Here is an 11,871-nt window from a genome sequence, read left to right as displayed (position 1 = left end):
CAACAGTAGGTAATGTAATGCTTTTACAGTGGACTCAAAGTACCCCTTTTATTCACAATGCAAAATGCTCACATTCAGAGCACTTAGCACTGAAGTTAGCGATAGAGCAATGCATTGAAAAAGCTTGCAGCTTGCTCGTGAGCAATATTCAAAATGATTCACTGTATCTTTTATTTGAGTGGTTTCCTGATGTAGCAACATTGTCGGTGGTAGTCACTGACAGTAGTAAAATGCAAGATGCTCCTTATGTTATTGAGTGCCAGTTTACGCTGTCCGACAATAATGCCGATATGAGCGAGCAGATACAGTATTGGATTAGAGATTATCTGACGACTTGCGCGAGTTTTATGCAGTATTCTCTAGTCGCGGCTTTTCATTGTCAGGGGCGCGAGCATAGCGTATTACTGTAAAGAGCATAGCGGTGCTAGCAGAGATAAAAAAGCCCTGTAGCGTATCGTTACAGGGCTTTTAAATTTATATGTAAGTTTATGCGCTATGGGCGATAACTTACTTTACAACGGCTTCATTGGTGACCGTAATTTTTTGGCCTTTGCTGGCAAAAAAGGCAGCCACTTGTGATTGCATTTCTTGAGTTGCGTCGCTACTTAGCGCTGGGTCTGGCGATTCAGCGCGAGTAGTGGGCGATAAAATAGAGCTATGATGACCATTTAAAAACCGCACAACACCTGAGCCTTCAGTGGTTGTGCTAACGCTTGGTAAGCCTAGTAGAGCAATAGCGCCCTCAGTACCGCCAATAGGTGAAACGGTTAAAGTATTAGGCACTACTTGGTCAGAAAGATTATTGGCATCATCACCCACGACTTCTATTAGATGAGTGGGTGTCTTGGTGCTCGCCATTTGAGCTGCATAGTTGATGGGATCACCCGAATCTACCACTGTTTGTGCGGCATAGATAAACTGCGCAAAGATACCGTTAAAACCAGCTTGTTGCTCGGCATTTAAGCTATCATAAAAAGCTTGGTAAGCACTTTTTAGCTCAGCTTCGGTAGGGTCGGTATATTGGCTGGCTACAAATTTTTGAAAATCTTCTGATTGTGCAAAAGCTAAATTTGATTTGATGATATCCCCAAAGCCTCCAGATTCTAATAAAAACCACGCAACCATAATGCCGGGCATGGCCAAAGAATTAGCCGTCACTTTAAACATATCATCTATGGCGGGGTTGACCGGTGCATTGGCGACAGCAACAAAATTGATACCGGTAATGCCGCCCAGTGAATGCCCTAGATAATGTACCTCTGAAGTGTCGACTTTGGCACCTTCTACGGCATTGAGCCCTAAGCGCAAACCCAGTATGTCAGAGGTGCTTTGACGTAAGTTATCGCGAGTGGTTAATAAGCTGCCTAAGTTCATGTAGTGAGTGGCTGATACCGTTGAGGCGTTAATTTCATCGCCTGGTTTTGATGGGTCTAAGTCGAAACCGCGACTGCCGTGTAATGGGTGGTCAATAGCGACAGTGGCAAAACCAAAGGTTGATAAAATGCCACTCATTACCAGCATGTCTTCTTTTTTAGAGGTAATGCCGTGCTGCAAAATGACAACAGGCCAGCCATTTGCTGGCTCAACTAAAGGTGGTAGCCCATAACTGTTACGTACGGCATCTGTTTCGGCTGATACCTTAGGCGTGGTCATTTGCACGTTAATGTCACCAGGGTGGGCGATATTAGGGTTGTCGCTATCACCCTGTGGCATGGGGATGGGGTTAAATTTAGTTAAATGACGCTCGGTGTCTACTGCGACAGCACTGCTCAAGTCACGTAAACCTGCCGCTATACAAAAGGCATCATTATCATCTAAAGGGCCCTCTGGAATTGTTGTTGCATCTTGTGCGGCTAGGCCCGCGAGTATGGCGCCCGAGTCGCAGCGTGCTTGCCACCAGCTATTGATGGGGGCGAGTGGGTTGGCCACACTAGGAATCGCTGAATAATAAGGTAATGTGATATCGCCGGTATGGTAATTCGCAGTAGAATAAAGTGCCTGCAGTGGCTCGGGTAATACGCGGCCTTGCGAGACAAATACATCATTCACTGTCACAGTTGAAGGCTCGATTTTAATTGCCGGTGGTGAGCCCCCTTGAGCTAACTGTGCCGCCATTAAGCCTTTGACTGTATTAAGTACTTGGGTGGTCGATTGCGTTGTCATGGCCATGGTGTAAATAAGGCTGTCTGCTTCAACACCTTTAGTGACAACGGCTTTCTCAAAACTATTGATCATTGTTTGTAACGCAATAGCGTCGGCACCGGCTAAGGGCCGCGTGTTGACATCTAAGCGCATAATTTCATAAGTACTAGAGGCGCCCACTGAGTCGCCGGTATTATCTTTTAGCGTGTTGGTAAGCGCGAGCAGGTAAGTGGTGGCGGGCTTTAAAGGTTTTAAAGGCACAACGGCGATACCGTCGTCTGCTTTTTGGGCAATAAAATCAACGCCTGGCGTTAGTTCGGCCACGATTTTGCAAGCAAGCCCTCGGGCCACCGTTTTACACTCTTCATCATCGGCGCTACCGCCCATGGTCGCTTCAAAAATTTTGACGCCACCACTGACCGAGCTGGCTTCAAGTGACCTGCCATCAGGAAAATCAATTTTTAATGAAAAAGGGTTGACCGTAGACCAGCCATCTAGTGCATTAAGTGCAACCTGCGGGTCGCTTCCATCGATGGAAGCGACAGGCAAATTGAGTGTGCCATCGGTGGTGCCTTGAAACAGTAAGTCATTCGGTATGGATAAAGCGCCATTAGAAGGGTCAAATACAATGCGTGAAGTAGGCTCGAAGACGATATTATCGTCAGCAGTCCTTTCCTGTCCTCCGCCGCTTCCACTTCCACAAGCGGTTAACCCTATGATACTTGCAATAGACATGCTCAATATTATGTTTTTCATTATTTGGCCTGATTGATGCTTTGTTAGTACTTGCTTTAGCGTGATATCCATAGGCTAAAACGCAGTGTTATAAGTCGAATAAACGTAACCTAATACATTAATTTTTGCTAGCTGTTTTTTAAAAAACAAAAAAATATTATGATTATCTTGCAATAAAATATTCTGCATGGCGTATAGCTTTTGACCTTTCGAGATCATAATTAACTTGGGTGTCAATCGCTTTAATTTTTAAGAGGTAAGAAAGTAATAGGCTGGTCACTCAGTAAGTGAACGCAGTTTGCGCTACCGACGATGTAAAAATTTCAGTATTGTTAGCGACAAGCATAAGGGGTAATTAGGTGTTTGATGTAAGGGGTATAAAATTATACAAAATATAATAAATCGAGATTTATTTAACTAAACGCCATTAAACACTACGCAGGCAGTGTTTAATGATGCGACAAAAAAATGATGCAACATAGCATTAATAATAGGAATAGCCATAATAACAAAAATGGCAACAGCACAAATTACAGCAGTAATAACAACGGTAATAACAACAGTAATAAAAATTACGGCAGCAACAATAAAGAATAGGGCGACTCAATAATTGTTTTGATGCCAAGTGGGGAGCTAGTCACTGATCGGTGAGTACTTAACGGATGTGTTGCAAGTATTTTTAATGTACACATTATGGCTGATGTTATAGCCATAATGTGTTGTGATGCGTTTAAGCGCATTGATGGGAGTATTAATTTACAGCGTACCGGTCTGCTGAAATGGATAAAAGCTCTCTAACTGTAGTAAGTCAGTCAGTGCATTCAGCGCCTCTAATGATTCGGTATAAAAGCTAGGGTCAGCTAAATCATCCGGTAATAGTTTATCGCGGTAATGCTTTTTAACCCATTGCTCTAAGGCAGTAATTTTGGCATCGGTGAGCATAAAGGCTGGGTTGACGGCTGCGCGCTGCTGTTCATTTAAGACCACACGTAAACGCAAGCAAGCCGGACCCCCGCCATTGCTCATGCTCTCGCGCACATCAACAAACTCGATAGTGCGAATGGGCTGTTTTTCATCTTGTACGAGTGTATTTAAGTACCGGCTCACCGCTGTGTTTTCGGCGCATTCAGAGGGCGCAATAAGATGCATTTTAGTCATATCGCCATTAGGTGCTGCCAATAGCTGGCTGTTAAATAAATAGCTTTTAATGGCGTCTTCTAAGGGCACATCTTTGTGGTTGACCGATAAAGGCATAAACGCGAACTGCTCGGCCAGTTGTTGCTTAATCGTGGCAAAGTCGTCGGTGGCAAAGGCCAATTGATGAAAGAACAATACCGGCCCGTTGGCGACGGCAACGACATCATTATGGAAAGCACCGGTATCGATGGCGACGGGGTGCTGTCGGCAAAACAGTGCGTAATCATCATTGACGCCATGGCTGCGGGCCACTGCCTCACTGGCAAGGCGAGTTTGGCGAGCAGGGAAGCGCGAGGGCTGATCGCCGGAGTCAATACCGTCGCGGCCATAGGCAAACATTGCTATGCCGCGCTCACCATAGTGCTGACACAGGCGCGAATGGTTGGCCGCGCCTTCGTCAGCAAATAAATTATTGCTCGGCAATGGCGCGTGCACTTTGAAGTGTTCGGCATTATTAAAGATGGTGCGCAAACTGTGTGTGGTGGCTTGCGCTTCCATGGCGCGATGTGGCGTGGTTAATAGATTGGCTGGGGTAAAGTGCACCAGGCCGTCACCACTGTCGGTTGAAGGGGTAACGGTCGCGGCATTAGCGGCCCACATCGGCGAGGCCGAATACACCATCGATAGCAAGCGCGGGTTGCGTTTGTAGAGCTGGTTAATAATCTGTTGGTCACTACCGGTAAAGCCCAGCTGGCGCATGGTTTCTAGTTGAGGGCGCTGCTGTGGCGGCATAAAGCCTTGAGTGTAACCTTGCGTGAGTAACCGTCGCATTTTGGCCAAGCCCTGCAAGGCTGCCGCTTGAGGGTTAGAGCACAATTGCGCATTACGGGCCGAGGCCAGGTTGCCAAAAGACAGGCCGCTATAGTTGTGCGTTGGGCCAATCAGGCCGTCAAAGTTAACCTCGCGCACATCTTGGGTATTCATATTATCAACGGTATTCATGATTGTATTCCTCGCAATGGCGGCATGTCTTGTTGGTCGGTGTTATCACCAATGGACATCGCCTGTGGCCATGCACAATAATCGGCGGCATAAAAGGCGCTTGCGCGGTGATTACCGCTGGCACCAATCCCGCCAAAGGGCAAGCGGCTCGATGCACCTGCGGTGGGTTTGTTGATGCTAATGACGCCTGCGCGAATGCTATTCATAAACTGAGTTTGCTCGCTTTTGTCATCGCTGAGCAACCCTGCCGCTAGGCCATATTGTGTGTTGTTGGCCATGCGGATGGCGTCATCGATGGTGGCCACGCGATACACTTGCAAGAGTGGCCCAAACCACTCCATATCTGGCGCGGGCTTAGCGTCTGTCATGTCAATTACGGCGGGGCTAAGAAAGCACTCGCCCAAAGCTAAAGGCGCCATAGTGCGCAATGCTTTACCGCCTAACGCTAACAATTGCGTTTGCGCGTGTTGTAATTGCGTCGCCGTTTGCGGGTGAATGACTGGGCCATAAAAAGGGGCTGGTGTTGCTTGCCAGGGGCCAATAATAAATTTATCGACCAGTGCTAACACGGCATCAAGGAGCGCATCTGTGGTTTTGTTTTCGACCAAAATAAGGCGGCGCGCGCACGTACAGCGCTGCCCAGCGCTGATAAAAGCACTGCTCACAATGTGCTGAGCGGCGGTGTTTATCGAGGTGATATCGCTGGCAATGAGCGGGTTATTACCGCCCATTTCTAGGGCTAAAAGCACTTCTGGGCGGCCACCAAATTGCTGGTGTAAATGCTTACCTGTGGCCGACGAGCCGGTAAATAATAAGCCGTCAATTTTGGCGGCGGCAAGGGCGGCACCGGTCTCGCGCTCGCCTTGAATAAGCTGAATAACACGGCTTGGCAAGCCGGCACGCAACCATAGCTCAACGGTAAAGGCGGCGGTTAAAGGCGTATGCTCGCTAGGCTTAAAAACGACGGTATTACCGGCCAATAAAGCCGGCACAATGTGGCCGTTGGGTAAATGCCCTGGGAAGTTGTACGGCCCAAATACCGCCATCACACCGTGGGCGCGATGGGCAATGGCTGTTTGGCCTGCCTGCGCGCTACCTGCGCGTTGGTGTTGTGCATCAATACTGATGGCAATTTTGCCGATCATGGCGTCAACTTCGGCTAAAGCCTCCCAGTGGGGCTTACCTGTTTCGCGGCAAATAAGCTCGGCGAGCGGGTTTTTTTCGGCGGTAAGCTCGGCGGCAAAGCGCTCGATTATGTCTTTTCTGGCATCAAGCCCTAGCGCTTGCCAGGGTATTTGCGCTGCTGCGGCAGCGGTAACAGCCTCGGTGACTTGGCTGTCAGTGGTGCTGTGGCCCTGCCAAACACTCTCGCCGGTTGCCGGGTCTAGTGAGGCCAGCGGCTGACCTAAGCCGTCAAGCCATGTACCGTTAATGTAAGAGCCTTGTGCCCATGCATTTTGTGTGTCGCTATTTTTTTGCATTACATCGCTCATTGTATATTCTCTTGTATAGCCACTGTTTGAAAGCACTCTAGTGATAAAAGCTCTAAGAGCGGTCAATGGTGTAAATAAGGTCGCCCGCCTGAATGCCTAGTGCATCTAGCGCCGACGGGGCCAGCTCAATGGTGGCCTCGTTATTAGTTGTGCTGTCGCTGCTATTAGCATAAGTGACGGGGGTTTTGATAATGCGTAGATCATTGAGTCGCCCGTTCATCACAATTTGAGGCGCCAGTGTTGCCGTCTCGGGTGTTGCCGTGCCTGCTGTTTCAGTGGCTAAAGATGGTGCCGCTGCGGCGCCTTTTTTAATGGCTTTAACGCTGGTTAAGCCATCAATTTTGGCGCGCAGCATAGGGCCGGCATCAAAAATATCGATAAAGTTTTCGTTCTCAAAACCTTCATCTTCTAATAGCTGTAAAGCGCGACGCCCATCTTGATGAGGCTTGCCTAACACGGCGCGCGCCTGCTCGGACAAAAGCCGGGTATAAATAGGGTGCTTGGGCATAAGCTCGGTAATAAACTGGTTGGTGCCTGTGGCACACAAGCGGTCTGCCTCATCAAAACTCATTTCAAAAAAGTGCTGGCCAATGGCATCCCAAAAAGGGCTTTTGCCTTGATCATCGAGCCAGCCTCTGAGCTCTGCAACGACATGGCTATGAAAGCGCTCTCGGAATACGCCCATAAATAAATAGCGGGCTTTCGCGAGCCAGTGGCCGTTACCGCGATAATCGGGGTCAACAAATAAGGTGCCTACTTCCGAGCAGTCGGTGTAGTCGTTGGCTAAGTGCAGCACGTCAGAGCGAACTTCTTTGGCTAATGAGTGCGAGTAATGAATAGCCGGCATCACGCGGTAGGCATAAAAGGCCTGCTTTGAGTCGGTGCGAGCATAAATAGCGGCTGTACCCACCACTTTGTGGATGTCTAAATCCTCTAGCACCAACAAAAAGTAATCTTCGGCGCGCGGCGTGAGTGAGTCAAAGCTCGCTTGAGACTTGTTAATGGTGCGCTGGAGCGTCTCGGCGCAAGGCGGCAGTGATGTCATACCTTGCCCGGCTTTGTGCGCAAGCTGTAATAAATCCTCTAAATCACGTTGTGCTACGGGTCTAATAATTAACATAAAGGTCCTTATTGGCTCGGCTAGGTCTTAGGGACTGGTTTTTAGGGGCTATTGTTTTAAAATTAAGCTTTGGGCTTTAAAAAGTCGGGCATGCGCGACATTAATAAAGCACTTAATTGCGCGCGCTCTACAAAGCTGTCGATGCACATAAATTCATCTTCACTGTGAATGGCGCCTCCGCGTACGCCGAGCGTATCGATAGTCGGTAGGCCGGCAGCAGCTAAATTATTACCCTCACAACAGCCGCCCGTGCTGCGCCAACCAATAGGGATACCCATTAATTCGCCGCAGTGTTTAAGCTGCTCAAACAGCGCTTGATGTTTGGCATCCATCGGTTTAGGTGGGCGGCCAAAGCGGCCATGCAGCTCGGCGGTCACAGCATTTTGTGCGGCAGTGTTTTGGATAACAGCCTGTATAGCTTCGAGTATGGGTTGTTGTTGCTCTGGCTGCTCGATGCGTACATTAAAGCGGATCACGGCATTATCGGGCACTACATTGACCGGGCCACCGCCGTCAATACGACCAATGTTTACGGTAATGCCTGTCTCTTTATTACTGAGCGCGGCGAGCTGCTGCGAGATATTGGCAGCGGCCACAATAGCGTTGCGGCCGCCAAAAAAGTCGCGCCCTGCATGGGTGGCTTTGCCTTGTACTACAACATCAAAGTTGCCACTGCCTTTGCGTGCACCGGCTAATGTACCGTCTTCTAATGACGGCTCGTACACCATGCCGATATCGCACTTTTTAGCCCAATGTACTAAATGCTCGGCAGAGCGCGGCGAGCCAATTTCTTCATCGGGTGATAATAAAATGGTAAAGCCTAATTGCTCGGCAAAAGGGGATTGATGTATCGCTTTTAAAGCGTGGTACAGCACAACCAAACCGCCTTTCATATCGGCGACACCGGGGCCACGCAAGCGGTCGCCTTCTTGCCAGCAGGTTTGAAAAGCAGATTCTTTAGGAAACACAGTATCGGTGTGGCCAGTACATAAAATTTGTATCGGCGCCTCTGGCCGAATGTGGTATAGCGCCACTTCAGCGGTATGCTGCTCTAAAACATCCCCTTGGTTATTAATCGATTGCAGCGGGGGTAAAGTAATGCGCTGTTGTTGATCGCAAATATCAGCAAATAACTGATCAAAATACGTGATCACATCAGCGATACCTTCACGGTTATACGAACCGGAGTTGATATTGCACGCTTGTAGGGTGTGTTTGAGCATGGCATCTTGCCAGGCGTTAATGGGCTCTATTAATTGGCGCTGTTGTTCATTCATAAGTGTATTAATGTGATGCCTTGTGAGTGTGAATGCGGTGCGTAAATCCCTTGATAAACAGGCACTTAGCGGTGCTTAGTTTACGTGCTCATTGGTTACCGTATGATTATTACAGTATGATTGCGATTGCCGTTGATACAGTGATTTATGCTTTAGCTTAGGCTGTGTATTCGAGCGAATAGGTGCTGTACTCAATCCGCTGAATCGATGTATGTCACAAAATTATGCCTATAGCCAAGCCGAATGTGCTTTTCTTTTAGAACGCCTTTGTCGAACAATATTCGGTAGGGTTGTGATGGCTCTTGCGGTGCGCGGCGTTTTTGGCAAGATTGCGATTAGTCATCGAAGGAAGGGGGATTTTTATAGGCTTTAACCGGATAAAGTTTTTTCAGTGGTGGTGAGTTTCGAATTTGATTTTGTCGATTGTCTCTATAATTTGTACTATTGAATAACCAAGTAGGTCTAGGAGATCGCAATGAAACAATCACTGAGTGAATTAATCGCCATGGATCCTAAGTTGATCCTACACCCTGCCTCTTCTATCACTGCGTTGTGTGAAAATGGCCCCCAAATGATGGTTTCTGGCAAAGGCTGTGATGTCTTTGATGCCGATGGCCGTCAGTATCTGGATGCCGTGGCTGGCTTGTGGTGTGTGAATGCCGGCTATGGCCGTAGTGAGCTTGCCCAAGCTATGGCCACCAGCGCCGAGCAATTAGGTTTTTACCATACTTTTAGCAATGCCTCTAACCCTTGGCAAGTGGCCCTCGCCGAAAGGCTTATTCACCATGCGCCCGGCGCCATGGGCAAAGTCTTTTTTGGCAGTGGCGGCAGTGATGCCAACGATACCCTCGTTAAAATTGCGTGGCATTATCATCACCTACGTGGCAACGTGAACAAGGTTAAAGTCATTGCGCGCGAGCAAGCCTATCACGGCACCTCAATCAGTACCGCGAGCTTGACCGGGTTAGGTGGCTTCCATAAAGCTTTCCCGCTGCCTATGGATTTTGTATTGCGTACCGATTGCCCGCATTTTTATACTCGCGGACTCGAAAACGAAACCGAACAAGAATTTTGCTCGCGCCTGATTCAAAACGTCAGTGATCTTATCGAGCGCGAAGGTGCCGATAACATCGCCGCGTTTATTGCCGAGCCCATCCACGCCGCCGGTGGCATTATTGAGCCGCCCGCCGATTACTACCCGCAATTGAGCAAGTTGTTACGCGCTAACGATATCTTACTTATCGCCGATGAAGTGGTATGTGGCTATGGCCGCTTAGGCAGCTGGTTTGGCTCTACCGAGTTAAACATAGAACCGGATATGATCAGTACCGCCAAAGGGTTAACCAGCGGTTACTTCCCCATGTCAGCGGCTTTTATCAGCGACCCCATCTGGGAGGTACTCAAAGAAGGCTCGGCCAAACTGGGTAACTTTGCACACGGTTATACTTATAGTGGGCACCCAGTAGGCTCTGCGGTGGCTTTAGCCAATATCGAAATCATCGAGCGCGAAGGCTTAGTCGAGCAAGCGCGTACCAACGGCGCCTACTTACACCAAAAACTGCACGACACCCTTGCCGGTCACCCGCTAGTAGGTGAGATTCGCGGGCGTGGTTTATTGGCTGGCGTACAACTCATTGCCGATAAAGAGCGCGGTCAATTACCCGACCCCAAAGCAAAATGGGCTCAGCAAGCCGCTGCTAAAGTACGCGAGCTAGGCGTGATTGTACGGCCATTGCCCTCGGTGGCTACACTGGCTATTTCACCGCCATTGACCATTTCATGCGAGCAACTAGATACTGCAGTGTCAGCCATCGAGCGCTCACTCGACACTCTTAAATAAGGTACAAGACACCTAAAGACGGGCCCAATAAGGCTCAAGTTGGGGGCGAGGCAGGCGCTGTGTCACTCACAGTGCCTTGTTGCGCGGCCTAGGTCGGCATGCGATATTTAAATTATGAAAAATACCGCATTATGATGTAACGTATGCACCTTATTAATAGCGTTACTATTATCTTGGGCCGCCATGCGTTATGCCAATAAAGATGTCTGAACATTTTGATCGCACAGATTTACGTATTCTCGATACTGTGCAGCGCGATGGGCGTATCACCAATCGCGAGCTCGCCGAAACCGTGAGCTTGTCGCCGAGTGCTTGCCACCAACGCCTGCAGCGTTTAATTGAAAACGGCTGGATCAACAGCTTTCACGCCAGCATCAATGTCGAGCGACTCTGCTCGCCACTGCAGTGTATTGCCGCACTGTCGATGTCCAGTCATTCACCCGATAGCTTCCGGCAGCTCGAGCACGCTGTCGATCAAATGCCCGAAGTCTTAGAGGCATACACAGTGTCAGGTGCCAGCGATTTTATTATTCGCTTTGCCTGCGCCAGTATGACCCGCTACATTGAGCTGACCGACGAACTCATTCGCGAATGCCCCTCTATTAGCAACATCAGCACACATGTTGTGATGCGCCAAAGCAAACACTTTAGCGGCTACCCCCTACGCGCCTTAAACCCCGATTTTGCCTTTTAAGGGCTGGGCAACTTGGCTCTGTTTGGTTAGGTTACGGCTTGCGCCAGCCAAGGCCAAATTCAGCACTTAACGGCTTGGCAATCGCGATATAGGGGTAATTAGAGTAATTGAGGACACCCCATCATACCGATACACGGCCTACATACATCCACTGATGCGGCTTTGTGGATTGGGTTTAGATTCAGAGAATACTAACTTATTGATTTAACAGTTTTTTGTTTGGGGTGTCCCCGATTATTGGTTAATTATTATGCAAATTTTTGAGTGAGTGTCCCTGCAAGTTACTAAAAGGAGCATGTAGACGTAGGCAATCACCTGAATCGTGAGTTTGATGTCGACGCCCCCAATAAAGTCTGGTGTACCGATGTGACCTATATTTGGACGGGCGAGGAATGGACTTATTTAGCTGTCGTTTTAGATTTATTTGCGCG

The 11,871-nt window shown here is 48.7% G+C and carries 8 protein-coding genes and 1 pseudogene; 4 read left to right on the top strand and 5 right to left on the bottom strand.

Annotation, left to right across the window (positions count from 1 at the left end; genetic code table 11):
* Positions 1-17 precede the first annotated feature (17 nt).
* On the top strand, positions 18-410 hold the full coding sequence (locus AC438_RS13050) for a hypothetical protein (RefSeq protein WP_053981707.1): 393 nt from the start codon (positions 18-20) through the stop codon (positions 408-410).
* Between the two features lie 97 nt (positions 411-507).
* Here the strand turns inward: AC438_RS13050 and AC438_RS13045 are convergent, their stop codons facing one another.
* The 5 genes from AC438_RS13045 to AC438_RS13025 form a co-directional block, all read right to left on the bottom strand.
* Positions 508-2,898 (bottom strand): VolA/Pla-1 family phospholipase, encoded by a 2,391-nt coding sequence (locus AC438_RS13045; protein ID WP_082354159.1) that lies wholly within the window; start codon positions 2,896-2,898, stop codon positions 508-510.
* A gap of 735 nt (positions 2,899-3,633) precedes the next feature.
* Entirely contained in the window at positions 3,634-5,016 is a 1,383-nt protein-coding gene (astB, locus tag AC438_RS13040) for an N-succinylarginine dihydrolase (protein ID WP_238376393.1), read from the bottom strand.
* The gene (gene astD / locus AC438_RS13035) at positions 5,013-6,509 is read right to left on the bottom strand and encodes a succinylglutamate-semialdehyde dehydrogenase (RefSeq protein ID WP_238376392.1); all 1,497 of its coding nucleotides are present in this window, start codon (positions 6,507-6,509) and stop codon (positions 5,013-5,015) included. Before astD ends, astB begins: the two co-directional genes overlap by 4 nt.
* A 52-nt stretch (positions 6,510-6,561) precedes the next feature.
* Positions 6,562-7,629: an arginine N-succinyltransferase gene (locus tag AC438_RS13030; protein ID WP_053981705.1), complete on the bottom strand. Its 1,068-nt coding sequence runs from the start codon at positions 7,627-7,629 to the stop codon at positions 6,562-6,564.
* 62 nt (positions 7,630-7,691) lie between these two features.
* Positions 7,692-8,906, bottom strand: coding sequence for a hydrolase (locus tag AC438_RS13025; RefSeq protein ID WP_053981704.1), 1,215 nt, complete (start codon positions 8,904-8,906; stop codon positions 7,692-7,694).
* A gap of 475 nt (positions 8,907-9,381) precedes the next feature.
* Here AC438_RS13025 and AC438_RS13020 point away from each other — a divergent pair, with 475 nt between their 5' ends.
* The 3 genes and pseudogenes from AC438_RS13020 to AC438_RS16855 form a co-directional block, all read left to right on the top strand.
* Entirely contained in the window at positions 9,382-10,746 is a 1,365-nt protein-coding gene (locus AC438_RS13020; RefSeq protein ID WP_053981703.1) for an aminotransferase family protein, read from the top strand.
* Between the two features lie 202 nt (positions 10,747-10,948).
* Positions 10,949-11,440 carry an Lrp/AsnC family transcriptional regulator gene (locus tag AC438_RS13015; protein WP_053981702.1) on the top strand — a complete coding sequence of 164 codons (492 nt, stop codon included), beginning with the start codon at positions 10,949-10,951 and terminating at the stop codon, positions 11,438-11,440.
* Between the two features lie 288 nt (positions 11,441-11,728).
* A pseudogene (locus AC438_RS16855) lies at positions 11,729-11,871 on the top strand (IS3 family transposase); the annotation flags it as partial.

This window comes from Marinagarivorans algicola (genome assembly GCF_001292705.1).
Taxonomy (GTDB): Bacteria; Pseudomonadota; Gammaproteobacteria; order Pseudomonadales; family Cellvibrionaceae; genus Marinagarivorans; species Marinagarivorans algicola.
Note: the sequence above shows the minus strand (reverse complement) of the source record. Positions and strands in the feature narration are given on the sequence as shown.